General features: G+C 70.4%; 13 protein-coding genes. 2 read left to right on the plus strand and 11 right to left on the minus strand.

Annotation, left to right across the window (positions count from 1 at the left end; genetic code table 11):
* Window positions 1–23 precede the first annotated feature (23 nt).
* From AC3WOE_RS23745 to AC3WOE_RS23755, 3 genes are read right to left on the minus strand one after another with little or no spacing between them, the layout of a single operon-like run.
* The gene (locus tag AC3WOE_RS23745; protein WP_492693862.1) at window positions 24–1,301 is read right to left on the minus strand and encodes a M56 family metallopeptidase; all 1,278 of its coding nucleotides are present in this window, start codon (window positions 1,299–1,301) and stop codon (window positions 24–26) included.
* Window positions 1,298–2,503: a M56 family metallopeptidase gene (locus AC3WOE_RS23750; RefSeq protein ID WP_492693863.1), complete on the minus strand. Its 1,206-nt coding sequence runs from the start codon at window positions 2,501–2,503 to the stop codon at window positions 1,298–1,300. The genes AC3WOE_RS23745 and AC3WOE_RS23750 overlap by 4 nt, the downstream gene beginning before the upstream one ends.
* A complete protein-coding gene (locus AC3WOE_RS23755; RefSeq protein ID WP_492693864.1) occupies window positions 2,496–2,876 on the minus strand; it encodes a BlaI/MecI/CopY family transcriptional regulator in 381 nt (126 codons plus the stop codon). Before AC3WOE_RS23755 ends, AC3WOE_RS23750 begins: the two co-directional genes overlap by 8 nt.
* Window positions 2,877–3,007: 131 nt before the next feature.
* Here AC3WOE_RS23755 and ppk2 point away from each other — a divergent pair, with 131 nt between their 5' ends.
* Window positions 3,008–3,913 carry a polyphosphate kinase 2 gene (gene ppk2 / locus AC3WOE_RS23760; protein WP_492693865.1) on the plus strand — a complete coding sequence of 302 codons (906 nt, stop codon included), beginning with the start codon at window positions 3,008–3,010 and terminating at the stop codon, window positions 3,911–3,913.
* Between the two features lie 20 nt (window positions 3,914–3,933).
* On the plus strand, window positions 3,934–4,278 hold the full coding sequence (locus tag AC3WOE_RS23765) for a glutaredoxin family protein (protein WP_492693866.1): 345 nt from the start codon (window positions 3,934–3,936) through the stop codon (window positions 4,276–4,278).
* A gap of 96 nt (window positions 4,279–4,374) precedes the next feature.
* Here the strand turns inward: AC3WOE_RS23765 and AC3WOE_RS23770 are convergent, their stop codons facing one another.
* From AC3WOE_RS23770 to AC3WOE_RS23805, 8 genes are all read right to left on the minus strand, one after another.
* On the minus strand, window positions 4,375–4,647 hold the full coding sequence (locus AC3WOE_RS23770; RefSeq protein ID WP_492693867.1) for a hypothetical protein: 273 nt from the start codon (window positions 4,645–4,647) through the stop codon (window positions 4,375–4,377).
* Window positions 4,648–5,138: 491 nt separating this feature from the next.
* The gene (locus AC3WOE_RS23775) at window positions 5,139–5,360 is read right to left on the minus strand and encodes a hypothetical protein (RefSeq protein WP_492693868.1); all 222 of its coding nucleotides are present in this window, start codon (window positions 5,358–5,360) and stop codon (window positions 5,139–5,141) included.
* A 146-nt stretch (window positions 5,361–5,506) separates the two neighbouring features.
* On the minus strand, window positions 5,507–6,142 hold the full coding sequence (locus AC3WOE_RS23780; RefSeq protein ID WP_492693869.1) for an L-threonylcarbamoyladenylate synthase: 636 nt from the start codon (window positions 6,140–6,142) through the stop codon (window positions 5,507–5,509).
* 62 nt (window positions 6,143–6,204) lie between these two features.
* Window positions 6,205–7,065: a 3',5'-nucleoside bisphosphate phosphatase gene (locus tag AC3WOE_RS23785; RefSeq protein WP_492693870.1), complete on the minus strand. Its 861-nt coding sequence runs from the start codon at window positions 7,063–7,065 to the stop codon at window positions 6,205–6,207.
* A gap of 44 nt (window positions 7,066–7,109) precedes the next feature.
* Window positions 7,110–9,026 carry a methyl-accepting chemotaxis protein gene (locus AC3WOE_RS23790; protein WP_492693871.1) on the minus strand — a complete coding sequence of 639 codons (1,917 nt, stop codon included), beginning with the start codon at window positions 9,024–9,026 and terminating at the stop codon, window positions 7,110–7,112.
* A 46-nt stretch (window positions 9,027–9,072) separates the two neighbouring features.
* A complete protein-coding gene (locus tag AC3WOE_RS23795) occupies window positions 9,073–10,887 on the minus strand; it encodes a bifunctional diguanylate cyclase/phosphodiesterase (RefSeq protein ID WP_492693872.1) in 1,815 nt (604 codons plus the stop codon).
* Window positions 10,888–11,012: 125 nt separating this feature from the next.
* Window positions 11,013–12,749 carry a single-stranded-DNA-specific exonuclease RecJ gene (gene recJ / locus AC3WOE_RS23800; RefSeq protein ID WP_492693873.1) on the minus strand — a complete coding sequence of 579 codons (1,737 nt, stop codon included), beginning with the start codon at window positions 12,747–12,749 and terminating at the stop codon, window positions 11,013–11,015.
* Window positions 12,746–13,621, minus strand: coding sequence for a hypothetical protein (locus tag AC3WOE_RS23805; RefSeq protein ID WP_492693874.1), 876 nt, complete (start codon window positions 13,619–13,621; stop codon window positions 12,746–12,748). The genes recJ and AC3WOE_RS23805 overlap by 4 nt, the downstream gene beginning before the upstream one ends.
* Window positions 13,622–13,668: the final 47 nt, after the last annotated feature.

The raw sequence follows: 13,668 nt of genomic DNA on the forward strand, positions 1-13,668 counted from the left end.
GGAGGGCGCGACTGTAGCGGGCTTCAGTCCTTGACGAACCCGACGATGGCGTCGCCGCGGAACGACGTCGCCTTGACGCTGAGTTCCATCACATGCCCGTCCGGCATCGTGGCCTTGATGCGGCCGAAGTCGCCGTCCTTGATCAACAGCCGCGGTGAGGCGACGACCTGGCCCAGGGTCTCGGGCGCCGGCTTGCGGTGCTCTCGCCAGCCCTGGATGCTGGCCTTGTCCTGGTTCCGGCGGATCTCGCTGTCGATCATCAGTTTGTCTTCGCCGGCAAAGCTGGCGCTGAGCGAGACGATCCATTGCTCCTTGTCCTCGGCATCGCTGGTGACGATCACGCTGGGTTTCGCCGGGAAGCTGACCAGCTTGGATTTGGCAAACACCTTGCCGTCCACCGACAGCTGCAGCTCGAAGCGCAGCTGCGTGAAACCCTCGACCACGGGCGGCGCGTTCGGTGCGGCTTGCAGCGCATAGGCCGCGCCGGCAAGGCCGAGCAGGGCGGCGGCCAAGGCCAGGCCGCGGCGGCGGGGCATCGGCAGATGGTGTTGGAGCATGGTCATCCTTTCGACAAGGGGGTGGGCAGAAGCCCAGCGGCTGGCCAGCGGCGCGCCGTGGGGCGAGAGTCCATGGGCCGCGAGCAGCGCCCGGGAATAGATGGCGACGGCGCCGGGCCGCGAGGCCAGCACGGCGGCGTCGCAGGCGAGCTCCTGGTCGGCCTGCAGGCGGCGTGCGGCCCACCAGGCCAGCGGGTTCCACCAATGCACGGCCGTCAGCAGCGTGGCCAGCAGGTTCCACAGGTTGTCCTGGCGCGAGCGGTGCACGGCCTCATGGGCCAGGATCAGCTCGCGTTCGGCGGGCGTGAAGCGGGCCTCGAAGTCGATTGGCAGGGCCAGGCGCGGGCGCAGCACGCCGACGAGGGCGGGGCTGCTGCCGGCGGGCAGTTGCGCGCCCAGGCGCGCCAGCCGCCATTGCCTGCGCACCTGCACGGCCGAGACCAGCACCGTGCCGGCCAGCCAGAGCGCCAGCCAGATGGCTGCGCTGCTCGACGTCGGCGCTGCCAGCGATGGCAGGACGGGCAGTTCGGGGGCAGCCGCGGCCTGCAGAACCACTTGCAGAGGCTCCAGGCTTGGGCGCGGCAGGGCTGGCGTCAACAGCAGCAGCGGCAGCAGCAGCCAGGACGCATAGGCGGCCGTGGCGCCAAGTCGCAGCAGCGGCCGACGCACGGCCCACAGCAGCAGGATGGCCGCGCTGAGAAGCAGGGCCTGGCGCAGCAGCGAGGCCAGCAGCAGTTCGCTCATGACTTCAGGAACTTGAACGTCAGGCGACCGCTGCCGGTTCGCGCCGGTGCGACGACTTCGGCGCCGGCGGCCGCGCCCTCGGCCAGGGCCTGCTCGGCGGTCAGTGCCTGCTGGGTTTTCAAGTCACGCAGCGAGGCGGTGAGCTGCCTGCCGCCATCCGGCAGCTGGCTGCCGCGCAGGACCACTTCCACGCGGTGATCCGTCGACGGCGGCGAGAAGACGAGAGGCTGGTGGGTGACGAAGAAATGCCAGGGCAGGGTGACGGGCCAGTGGCCCTGGATGTGGCCCTGGGCGTCCTGCCATTGCAGGTCGACGGTGGCGGCTTCGTACTCACGGGGCGCCGGTACATCCGCGGCCTGGGCGGCGTAGACCAGGCCGGTCAGGATCAGCAGCGAGGCGGCCAGGGCGCGGCGGCTGCGCGTGGTGGCGGTGCGGAGGCGGTTCAACATGGCGATCCTTTCGATGAGGGGATGGCGGGCACCCCAGCGGCTGGCCAGAGGCGCGGCTTGCGCATCCAGGCCGTGGGCCAGCAGCAGGGCGCGGGTGTAGGCAGAGCGTTCGCCGGGGCGGGCAGCGAGGACGACGGCATCGCAGGCCAGCTCCTGGTCGGCCTGCATGCGCCGCCAGGCCCAGCGCGCCAGCGGGTTCCACCAATGCAGGGCCAGCAACAGGCCGGCGAGCAGATTCCACAGGTTGTCGTGGCGGCGGCGGTGCACTTCCTCGTGCGCGAGGATCAGCGCGCGCTCCCTGCTGCCGAAGCGCGCCTCGAAGTCGGCCGGCAGCAGCACGCGCGGCCGCAGCAGGCCGATCAACGCGGGGCTGTGGCCGGCGGGAAGGCGGCTGCCATGGCGCTGCAGCCGCCATTGGCTGCCCAGTTGCGAGGCCAGCGACAAGGCCACGCCGGCCAGCCACAGCGCGAGCCAGATCGAGCCCTGGGCCGGCACCGGTGCGGTCCATGCGGGCAGGGCGGCATGCGCGCCGATGCCTGCCGCGCCGAGCACGAGGGGCAGGGGCTCCTGCTGCAGCATCGGCCGCGGCAGGACCGGCGTCAGCAGCAGGGCCGGCACCAGCAGCCAGGCGGTGTAGACCGTGCCAGCGCCGTGGCGCTTCAGCAGCGGCCGGGCCAGGCCGAGCAACAGCACGGCCGCCGTCAGCAGCAGGCCTTGCTGGAGCAGCGGGGCGAGCCAGGCGCCGTCAGCCATGCTCCTGCTCCTTCAGCAGGGCCTTCAGGGCGGCGAGATCATCGTCGCTGAGCTTGCGCTCCGAGGCGAACTGCGCCACCAGCGGCGCCAGGCGACCGCCGAACAGGCGGTCGATCAGCGACAGGCCGGTGTCCGCCACCCAGGCGTCTTCCGGCACGGCCGGCGCGTACAGAAAGCGCCGGCCATCGCGTTCGGCCGTCACGGCGCCCTTCTTCAGCAGCCGGTTCAGCAGGGTCTTGACGGTGGCCAGGGCCCAGCCCTGCTGGGGGCCGAGGGCCGCGGCGATCTCGTCGGCGGCCTGGGGCGACCGCTGCCAGAGCTGGCGCATGACCTGCGCCTCGGCGTCGCTGATGGGTGGGGGCGTCTTGTTCATGATTACGTGTGTAAACGATGGCGAATGATTACGCCTGTAAACGTCGTCGTCAAGTGCGGGTTTGTCACAGGCCCGCCACGGCGCGGGCCTAGGCTGGCGGCCTGCAGCCGCTGTCGCGGCCGGGAGCCCCCGTGAGCCCTATCGATGACGAACTGGTGCAGCGCATCCACCGCGACCTGCAGGACGATCTGGACGAGGAGCTAGAACTCGAGCTCGAGGACCAGAGCTACGGCGTCATGGCCAGCGATGCGCAGGCCGAGGCCGGGCTGGAGCGCAAGCGCTACTTCCGCGAGTTGTTCCGGCTGCAGAGCGAACTCGTCAAGCTGCAGGACTGGGTGCAGCACACGGGCCACAAGGTCGTCATCCTGTTCGAGGGCCGCGACGCGGCGGGCAAGGGCGGCGTCATCAAGCGCATCACGCAGCGCCTGAACCCGCGCGTCTGCCGCGTCGCCGCGCTGCCGGCGCCCAATGACCGCGAGCGCACCCAGTGGTATTTCCAGCGCTATGTGTCGCATCTGCCGGCGGCCGGCGAGATCGTGCTGTTCGACCGCAGCTGGTACAACCGCGCCGGCGTCGAGCGCGTGATGGGCTTCTGCACCGATGAGCAGTACGAGGAGTTCTTCCGCTCCGCGCCCGAGTTCGAACGCATGCTGCAGCGCTCGGGCATCCAGCTCATCAAGTACTGGTTCTCGATCAGCGACGACGAGCAGCGGGTGCGCTTCCTGGGCCGTATCCACGATCCGCTCAAGCAGTGGAAGCTCAGCCCCATGGACCTGGAGTCGCGCCGGCGCTGGGAGGAGTACACCCGGGCCAAGGAGGTGATGCTGGAGCGCACCCACACGCCCGAGTCGCCGTGGTGGGTCGTCAAGGCCGACGACAAGAAGCGCGCGCGGCTGAACTGCATCCAGCACCTGCTGGGCCAGATGCCCTACCAGGAGGTGGAGCACGCCGACATCGAGCTGCCCGCCCGCGAGCGCCGCGAGGACTACATCCGCCACCCGGTGCCCGAAAGCATCGTCGTGCCCGAGGTGTATTGAGAGACGCCTAGCATGGGCGCATGAAGTGGCCTCCCCTCTCCCTGCTCGTGGTTGTCGGCGTGACCTGGCTGGCCTCGGCCGCCTGGCGCGAGCATGTGGCGGGCCGGGATGGTGAGGTGCTGGTGCAGCGCGTGAAACCGGGCGACATCCGCATGATCTCGTCCGAGACCTGCCCCTATTGCCTGGCCGCGCGGCGCTGGATGACGCAGGAGGGCATCCCTTTCCAGGAATGCTTCATCGAGCGGGATTCGCAATGCCTGGCGGACTACCAGGCCCAGGGCGGCATCGGCACGCCCACCCTCATCGTGCGCGGCCAGCGCGTCATCGGCTTCGACCGCGCGCGGCTGCTGGAGATCCTGAAATGAACCGAGCCGAGTCGGCAACGCTGCTCAGCAGCGCTGGCGACTCGGCTCGGCGGTGGTGGAAAAAGGCGTCATGTGCATATCGGGACGACGCCTTGTTCAGCCGCGCTTGGCGTTGGCCTTGGCAGCGGCCAGGGTCTGGCGGGCCAGGGTGGTGGCTTCGCTGTAGCCGGTGACGACGACGCGGGGCAGCTGGGCGACTTCGCGCTGGGCATAGCCCGTCACGACGACGCGCGGCAGTTGAGCCACTTCACGGACGGCCTTGCCGGTGACGACGACGCGTTCCAGCTTGACGGTGGGTTGGGGGGCGGCCTGGACGGCGACGGCGGAGAAGGCCAGGACGGTGGCGGTGAAGACGGTTTGCAGGCTCATGATGGACTCCGTTTTGCTGGGGTTCGAGAAGCGTGATTGCTTGTTCGATGGAGTCAGTTTCGGCAATGGAGGCGGTTGCTTCCAGGGCGCTGCGATCAAGCGCGAGCCGGGGCGGATGAACTGCAGGCGTGGCGGACAAACTGCGGCAGAGTCGGTGCCTCTCGCCCGTGGATGCACGCGCGGTCTTGCAGACCGCGCTGCGGCTTGGGCCGCAGCCCTTCGGCAGGCGCATCGCGCCCACTGGGCGCCATGTGTCCGGCCTCAACCCCCGAGGGGACGCCGATTCATGCCGGGCGGCCCGGCCGACGGCTTGATCAAGGCTGCATGAATGCGGTCCATCGATCGCAAGAGAGAAGCCGCCCGGAGGCGGCTTCAAGAGGCAGGAAAGGCACAAGGCCGAGCCGAGTCGGCAACGCTGCTCAGCAGCGCTGGCGACTCGGCTCGGCGATGGTGGAAAAAGGCGTCATGTGCATATCGGGACGACGCCTTGTTCAGCCGCGCTTGGCGTTGGTCTTGGCAGCGGCCAGGGTCTGGCGTGCCAGCGTGGCTTCGCTGTAGCCGGTGACGACGACGCGCGGCAGTTGAGCCACTTCACGGACGGCCTTGCCGGTGACGACGACGCGTTCCAGCTTGACGGTGGGTTGGGGGGCGGCCTGGGCGGCGACGGCGGAGAAGGCCAGGACAGCGGCGGTGAAGACAGTTTGCAGGCTCATGATGGACTCCGTTTGCTGGGTTTCGAACCGCGTGATTGCTGGTTCGATGGAGTCAGTTTCGGCAATGAGCCCGGGCGCTTCCAGGCGTCTGCGATCAAGCGCGAGCCGCGCTGGATGAACTGCAAGCGCCGTGGATGAACTGCAGCTCAGTCCAGCTGCAGGCCCAGCCTGGCCAGATCGCCACGCCCCTGCCTGACCAGCACGGGCTCCTCGCCCTGGCTCAGGTCCAGCACCGTGGTGGGCTGGGCCGGGCAGGCGCCGGCGTCCAGCACGAACTGCAGCTGACGGTCCAGTCGCGCGCACACGTCGGCGGCGTCGTTCATCGGCTCGGTGTCGCCGGGCGGAATCAGCGTCGTCGACAGCAGGGGTTCGCCGAACAGGGCCAGCAGTTCCTGGATGACCTTGTGCTCCGGTACGCGCAGGCCGATGGTGCGCCGGCTGGGGTGGGACAGGCGGCGCGGCACTTCCTTGGTGGCCGGCAGGATGAAGGTGTAGGCGCCCGGCGTCGCCAGTTTCAGCAGGCGGTACTGGCGGTTGTCCACCATGGCGTAGGTGGCCAGCTCCGACAGGTCGCGGCACAGCAGGGTCAGGTGGTGCTTGTCGTCCACGCCGCGCACCCGGCGCAGGGCCTCGGCGGCACCCTTGTCGTTGAGATGGCAGACGAAGGCATAGCTCGAATCCGTCGGCACGGCGCCGATGCCGCCGGCCTGCAGCATCTGGGCGCATTGGCGCAGGAAGCGCGGCTGGGGGTTGTCGGGGTGAACTTCGAAGAGCTGGGCCATGTCCGCAAGCGTATACCGGCCGCGAGGTCCCTGGCGGCCTCAGGCGCGGCCGCGCTGCAGACTCAGCGAATGCGCTCGCCCAGTTCGGCCCAGACCGGCGTCAGCCGGCCTTGCAGGGCCGGCAGGGCGCCGAGGTCGATGCGGCTTTCCTGGGGGCAGTGGAAGTCGGAGCCGCGCGAAGCGAGCAGGCCGAATTCCTGGGCCGTGTTGGCGTACTCCTCGAACTCGGCCGGCGTGTGGCTGCCGGTGACGACCTCGATGCCGCGGCCGCCGTGGGCCATGAACTCGGTGATCAGCGCGTACTCTTCCGTCGGCGTGAAGTCGTAGCGGCCCGGGTGGGCGATGACGGCGATGCCGCCGGCCCGCGTGATCCAGCCGACGGCGTCCTTCAGCGTCGCCCACCGGTGCGGCACGAAACCGGGCTTGCCTTCGGTCAGGAAGCGGCGGAAGACCTCGGGCACGTCGGCGCAGTGGCCGGCGTCGACGAGGAAGCGCGCGAAGTGGGTGCGCGAGATCAGGTCGGGGTTGCCGACGTATTTCAGCGCGCCCTCATAGGCGCCGTGGATGCCGGCCAGCGCCAGGCTGGCCGCCATCTCGCGGGCGCGCGGCCCACGGCCGCCGCGGGTGGCGCGCAGGCCCTCGATCATCTCGGGCGACTCATGGTCGAAGCCCAGGCCGACGATGTGCACGACGCGGCCGGCGAAGGTCACCGAGATCTCGGTGCCGGTCAGATAGGCCAGGCCATTGGCACGGGCGGCCGCGATGGCGCGCGCCTGACCGCCGATCTCGTCGTGATCGGTCAGCGACCAGAGCTGCACGCCGCGTTCTGCAGCGCGTTCGGCCAGGGCCTCCGGCGTCAGCGTGCCGTCGGAGACGACCGAGTGGCAGTGCAGATCGGCATTGAGGGTGGAATCAAGGTTCACCCCCTCATTCTCGCAGGCAGGGCTTGACGCCCCTGCCGGCAGGGTTACAGCCGGAAAGCGTTGACCGTCTCGTCCATGCCCTCGGCCTGGGCGCGCAGGCTGTCGGCGGCGGCGGCGGCTTCTTCGACCAGGGCGGCGTTCTGCTGGGTCATGGCATCGATGGCCTGCACGGCCTCGCCGACCTCGGCGGTCTGCTGGGCCTCGGCGCGCGTCTGCTCGGCCATGGCGTGGATGAGGCCGCTCATCTCCCTGACCTTGCCGAGGATGGCGTCGACGGCCTCGCCGGCTTCGGCGGCCTGGGCGGTGCCGGCTTCGACGCGCTCCACCGACTGGTTGATCAGCGTCTTGATCTCGCGCGCCGCCTGGGCGCTGCGCTGGGCCAGGGCGCGCACCTCGGAGGCGACGACCGCGAAACCACGGCCCGCATCGCCGGCGCGGGCGGCTTCGACGGCCGCGTTCAGCGCCAGGATATTGGTCTGGAAGGCGATGCCATCGATGAGGCCGGTGATGTCGCCGATGCGGCGGCTGCCGTCCTCGATACCCTGCATGGTCCCGACCACGTCACCGACGACGCGCCCGCCGCGGGCGGCGACGTCGGCGGCCGAGATCGCCAGGGCCTCGGCGTTCTCGGCGGCCTCGCTGCTGTGCTTGACGGCGGCGGTCAGCGCGTGGACGTTGGAAGCCGTCTGCTGCAGCCGGGCGGCAGCCTCCTCGGTGCGCTGGGCCAGGTCCTGGTTGCCGGCGGCAATCTCCTGAACGGCATGGTGGATGCCGCCGGCGTCCGCGTGGATGCGCTCGACCAGGCTGCGCAGGCGCTGCTGCATGTGTTCGAGCGCCGCCAGCACGCGGCCCAGCTCGTCACGGCGGCCCTGTGGCACGGCCTGGCTGAGGTCGCCGGCGGCGATGCGCTCGGTCACCTCCACCATCTGCCGCACCGGCGTCAGCAGCTGGCGGATGGAGCGGGCCATGATGAAGAGCAGCAGCGCCAGCACGGCGGGCAGCAGCACCATGACGGCATTGCGGCGGTGGGCGGCGCGTTCGGCGCGGGACGACAGGCCAGCGTCCAGCGCCTCCATGACCTGGGCACTGAGCCGGGCCTGCAGGGCACCGGCTTCGCTGAGGCGGGCGGTCAGCTGGTCCAGCGGGTAGCTCACGTCCTTGGCCGCGGCCTTCAGCGTCGCGTCGACCTGTTCGCGCTGGGCCTTGGCGTTGGCCAGCAGCGGCTCCAGGCGCTGCTTCAAGTCGGCGTCGTCGGCCTGCAGGGCCAGGCGCAGGCGCAGCTGCATCTGCGCGGCATGCTCGCCGTAGCGGGTGTGGGCCGCGGCCATGCGGGCCGGGTCGTCCACGGCTGCGGCGCGGGCCAGGGCGGCCAGCTCGGAGAGGGCGTCCTGCACCCGCGGTGCCGATTGCAGCCCGGCCTCGATGGCGAAGTGAGACGCGGCTTCAGCGTCCAGCAGCAGGCTGGTGCCGGCATTCAGCTCGGTCACGGCTTCGAAGATGGTGTCGGCCAACCGGGCTTGAGCCGCCAGCAGGCGCGTCGTGTCCAGCGGACCCTGCTCGATGGCCTTGGCGAGCTCGGCCTGCTGAGCGCGCAGGCCGGCGACGCGGTCGCGCTGGGCCGCCGCCAACGCGGCATCGAGGCCGTCGCTCAGGGCTTGATCGAGTGCCGTCAGAGCGGCGGAGACGGCCTGGGTCGCGGCGATGGCCTGGGGCCTGGCATCGGGCCGGGTGCTCAGGGCTTCGGCGGCCAGACCGCGCTGTTCCTGCAGCCGCGCCAGCAGGACCTGCCAGGCGCGGTTGGCTGGCAGGGCCTGGTGCTGGCGCGAGGCGGTGGCGTGCTCGGCCGCATAGCCGCGCAGCAGCACGGCGCTGGGGATGACACCCAGCAACAGGGACAGCACGGCGACCAGGGTCAGCCGCGTGCGCAGGCTCCAGTGTTCTGTGGTCTTGAACAGATTCATGGGGTACGACTCGGGTTGTGGCGGACGTCGCTGCCCGCGGCCGCGCTCACGCGGCCAGCAGGGTGCGCTGGGGCTGGCGGCGGTCGACGAAGAAGCGGCTGCCGCCAGCGCGGCCCTTGGCCACGCGCTTGGGTTCGGCCAGCGCGGCGGCCAGGGCGCGCGAGTTCTCGTAGTGGCCGGGCAGATGCATGACCGCGCCGGCCGAGATGGTCGGCAGCGGGTGGAAGCTGGGCTGGTTCTGGCGGTTCAGCGTGACATAGCCGCCGGCGGCCAGGTGCTCGGCGGAGAAGAAGCTGCGCACGCCGGCATCGAAGGCCTCGCAGATGCGCTCCAGCCGCTGCTCCCAGTCAGCGCTGGTCAGCACCATGACGAAGTCGTCGCCGCCGATATGGCCGACGAAGTCGAACTGCGGGTCGGCGGCCTGGGTCAGCACGCGGGCGGCGAGGCGGATGATGTCGTCGCCGATGCGGTAGCCGTAGACGTCGTTGAAGGGCTTGAAGTGGTCGATGTCCCAGACCACCGCGGCAAAGGTCTCGCCGGCCTCGATGAGGCGGTCCAGGTGGTTGTCGATGGGCACATTGCCCGGCAGCAGGGTCAGCGGGTTGGCATAGCGCGCCGCGTGCACTTGCAGGTCGGACACGGCCTTGAGCAGGTCGGAGCTGCGGCCCGAGCCGAAGTAGCAGCCGTCGCGCGTGACGATGAAGCCGTCCATCAGCAGACGCTCGTCGAGGTTGGCCAGGGCGTCGCTCATCGCGCGCAGCGGCGTGGCGACGTCGAAGACCAGCGGGTTCTTGTCCATCAGCTCGACGCAGCTGCGCTTGTCGAAGATGTCCATGAAATAGCGCTCGGTGCTGCGCTTGAGCACATGCAGGGAGCGCAGCACGCCGACGGGGCGCTGCTGGTCGTCCAGCACGGGGATGGCGAGCAGCTGGTCATCGCCGTGGAAGAGGTCGACGACGCTGCGGCAGTTGGTGGCGGCCGTCACCGTCATGCCGCGGCGGGCGAGCTGGGCGGCACTGGTGATGGCGCCCTGGATCAGCGGCAGGGCCAGGTCGTTCTGCAACAGGCGCGGCTGGGCGTCGGCGGCCAGCCGCCCGCTCCACTGGGCGCTCAGCGAGGTGCGCGGCGTGGCACTGGGCCGGGCGAAGAGATAGCCCTGGCAGATGCTCAGACCCAGGCGGCGCAGCACCTCCAGGTCGGGCTCCTGCTCCAGGCCTTCGGCGACGACTTCGCAGCCGCTGGTGGCGGCCATCTCGACGATGGAGCGCACGAACTGCTGCTTCAGCGGTTCCTGGGCGATGCCGTCGATGAAGTGGCGATCGATCTTGACGAAGTCGGGCCGCATCTCCATCCAGCGGCGCAGCGAGGCGAAGCCCTCGCCGAGGTCGTCCAGCGCGACGCGAAAGCCGCGCTCGCGCAGGGCCTGCAGGGCGTCGTCGAGCTGGGCCAGGTCCTCGATGGGGCGGGTCTCGGTCAGCTCGATGACGACGCGCGAGGTCGGCAGGCCCAGTTCGGCCAGCTGAGCGGCCAGGCGGCCGGCATGTTCTCGTGCGCCGAGCAGGGTGTCGGCCGTGACGTTCAGGAAGAGCTGACCCGGCAGGCCGAGCTGCTTGAAGCGCTGGATGGCGCGCTGCACGATGAGGTGTTCCAGCTCGACAAGGCGGCCGAGGCGGGCCGCGGCTTCGAACAGCACCAGTGGCGAATGCAGGGGGCCGTCGGCCGGGCCCCGGGTCAGGGCTTCGAAACCGAAGATCTCGGCGCGGTCGATGGCGACGAGAGGCTGGAAGTGGATGTCGAAACTGCGCTGCTCGATCAGGCGATCGAGGGCGAGGGCGAGAGGGTCGGGCGCGGAATCGCGCATGGGGGGCTCCGGGGAACGGCCGGCGCCCCCGAGACATCCGGGAGCGCTACCGCCGCGGATTCTTGAAACAGCCTGTGACAGTCAGGTGACTTGGGGCGGCAGGCCACGGGGGCTTGCCAACTCCTTCACACAGAAGCTGCTTCGATGACGTATTGCACCCTCTGCTGGCCCTGCCATTCGTCCAGGCTCAAGCGGTAGGCCAGGGTCACCCGCTCGGGCAGCATGTCCACATGGTTGAACCAGATGCCGTCGATGAGCTGGCCGGCGCGGCGCAGCCGCAGCTTGAGGTGCTTCTCGCCCACGAGGCGCTGCGAGATCAGCTCGAAGCGGTCGCAGAAGAGGGGCGGCTCGAAGCCCTGGCCCCAGACCTGGGCGTCCAGCAGCCGTGCCGTCTCGGCGGTGGCGGCTTCGGGCGGCAGGGCGCCGTCGTGGCGCAGGGTGCGGGTCAGGTCCTGCTCGGTCAGCCATTCCTCGGCGACGCGCGCGAAGGCCAGCGCGAAGCGGTGGACGTCATCGACCGCCAGCGTCGCACCTGCGGCCATCGCGTGGCCGCCGAACTTGGCCAGCAGATCGGGCTCGCGCTTGCTGACGAGGTCCAGCGCATCGCGCAGATGAAAGCCCGGGATGGAGCGGCCCGAACCCTTCAACTGGCCATCGGCGCCGCGTGCGAACACGAAGGTGGGGCGGTGCACGCGGTCCTTGATGCGCGAGGCGACGATGCCGACGACGCCTTCGTGGAAGTCGGCATCGAACAGGGCCACCGCCGGGGGCAGGGCGCCTGACAAGGCCTCGACCAGCGCATCCAGCCGTGCCTCGGCCATCTCGCGCATGCCGCTCTCGATCTCGCGGCGTTCGCGGTTGATGGTGTCGAGCTGGGTGGCCAGCTGCATGGCGCGCTCGGCGTCGTCGGTCGTCAGCGTCTCGATGCCCAGGGTCATGTCGGCCAGACGTCCGGCGGCGTTGATGCGCGGGCCCAGAGCAAAGCCGAGGTCGAAGCCCTGGGCCTTGGACGCATCGCGCTTGGAGGCGCTGAACAGCGCCATCACGCCCGGCTGGGCGCGGCCGGCGCGCATGCGCTTCAGGCCCTGCGCCACCAGGCGGCGGTTGTTGGCGTCGAGCTTGACGACGTCGGCCACGGTGCCCAGGGCCACCAGGTCGAGCAGGCCGTCCAGCCGCGGCTCGGGCGAGGGCAGAGCGCCGCGGGCGCGCAGTTCGGCGCGCAGGCCCAGCAGCACATAGAAGGCCACGCCGACGCCGGCTAGCGACTTGCTGGCGAAGTTGCAGCCGGGCTGGTTGGGGTTGACGATGGCATTCGCCTCGGGCGTGACGATGGCGTCGTCGATCTGGGCCGGCAGATGGTGGTCGGTCACCAGCACCTTGAGGCCGCGGGCGCGGGCGTGCGCAACGCCGGCGATGCTGGCGATGCCGTTGTCGACCGTCACCAGCAGGCTGGGCTTCTGCTCCAGCGCGAGGTCGACGATGGTGGGCGTCAGGCCATAGCCGTGCACGGCCCGGTCGGGCACCACATAGCCGAGCTGTTCGGGCTTGGCGCCGAGCTGGCGCAGGCCGCGCAGCATGACGGCGCAGGCGGTGGCGCCATCGCAGTCGTAGTCGGCCACGATGACGAGGCGCTCGCCGGATTGAATGGCATCGGCCAGCAGCTGTGCCGCTTCGGTCAGGCCCTTCAGTCCATTCGGGCCGGCGGGCGGCAGCAACTGGTTGAGGTTCTCGTCCAGCTCGGCGGCTTCACGCACGCCACGCGCGGCGAGCAGGCGGGCCAGCAGCGGCGCGATGCCGGCCTGCTCCAGGGTCCAGGCGGTGCGCGGATTGACGTCGCGTTCGATCAGTTGCGGTGAATTCACAGCGCCTCCATCACGGCGGCCACAGCGGGCGTCTGGAAGCGGCGCTTCAGTTTCTCGATCAGGCCGAGGGGCTGGGCGGTGAAGCGCCGCGCGAAGCGCTCGCCGCTGAGGGTCAGGCTGGTCAGCTCCTGGGCCAGCGGGCCGGCGTCCAGTCGCTGCCAGGCCTCGGCCCAGGCGGCGAGATCGCCGTTCAGCAGCGGCGCGGTCAGTCGCGCGTCGATCGTCACGTCGGTCGGCTGGCCATTGCTGCGGCCGATGTCGCCAATCCAGACCGAGTTGACGACGTGCTCGCCGCGCGCCTCGCGCTCCTCGTTGAGCGCATGGCCATGCATCAGCATCTGGGCCTCGTTCTGCCAGCGGCGCAGCGTGCGGGCCTCGGGCAGCCAGGGCTCGATGGGCCGGCCGGCGGCGCGCTCGATGCTGGCGGCACTCAGGCCGTCCAGCGCGGTGGCGTGGCCGATGGCCCAGCGCGTCGAATCCAGCAGCCGCCACTGCCAGCCTTCGGCTTCGGGCCAGAGCTCTTTCAGGAGGGCGACGAAGCGGGCCGCATCGGATTCCGAAAGCTGCAGGGCTGCGGGTGGCAGCACGTCGACGCCGTCGGTGCCGACGGCCAGGTGCACCGGGGTCATCAACGCCCAGGACAGTTCCGGGCTGGCGTCCAGGGCCCATGCCGCAGCGCTGGGCTCGGTCTGGCCGCGCAGGGCCGCCAGGGCCAGGTGATGCGGTGGCTGGGGTGCGTATTCATCACTGCCCCAGGTTTCGGTGGGGCTGAGCCGGGCCAGCTGTGCGCCGAGATTGGGCAGGGCCAGGTTGGAGAAGGCATGCCGCGCGGCGTCGTCGAGGGCGGCGGCATGGGGGATCATCAGGTGCATGGCCGGGATTATCCCGGGGGGCTTTCAACGCGTTGTCACACAAGCTT

Source organism: Roseateles sp. FW305-36, from assembly GCF_058787015.1.

Bases quoted from the DNA above. Each gene is read 5' to 3' on its own strand.
- AC3WOE_RS23745 (WP_492693862.1), bottom strand. From the start codon at position 1,301: ATGAGCGAACTGCTGCTGGCCTCGCTGCTGCGCCAGGCCCTGCTTCTC.
- AC3WOE_RS23750 (WP_492693863.1), bottom strand. From the start codon at position 2,503: ATGGCTGACGGCGCCTGGCTCGCCCCGCTGCTCCAGCAAGGCCTGCTG.
- AC3WOE_RS23755 (WP_492693864.1), bottom strand. From the start codon at position 2,876: ATGAACAAGACGCCCCCACCCATCAGCGACGCCGAGGCGCAGGTCATG.
- AC3WOE_RS23765 (WP_492693866.1), top strand. From the start codon at position 3,934: ATGAAGTGGCCTCCCCTCTCCCTGCTCGTGGTTGTCGGCGTGACCTGG.
- AC3WOE_RS23770 (WP_492693867.1), bottom strand. From the start codon at position 4,647: ATGAGCCTGCAAACCGTCTTCACCGCCACCGTCCTGGCCTTCTCCGCC.
- AC3WOE_RS23775 (WP_492693868.1), bottom strand. From the start codon at position 5,360: ATGAGCCTGCAAACTGTCTTCACCGCCGCTGTCCTGGCCTTCTCCGCC.
- AC3WOE_RS23780 (WP_492693869.1), bottom strand. From the start codon at position 6,142: ATGGCCCAGCTCTTCGAAGTTCACCCCGACAACCCCCAGCCGCGCTTC.
- AC3WOE_RS23790 (WP_492693871.1), bottom strand. From the start codon at position 9,026: ATGAATCTGTTCAAGACCACAGAACACTGGAGCCTGCGCACGCGGCTG.
- AC3WOE_RS23795 (WP_492693872.1), bottom strand. From the start codon at position 10,887: ATGCGCGATTCCGCGCCCGACCCTCTCGCCCTCGCCCTCGATCGCCTG.
- AC3WOE_RS23805 (WP_492693874.1), bottom strand. From the start codon at position 13,621: ATGCACCTGATGATCCCCCATGCCGCCGCCCTCGACGACGCCGCGCGG.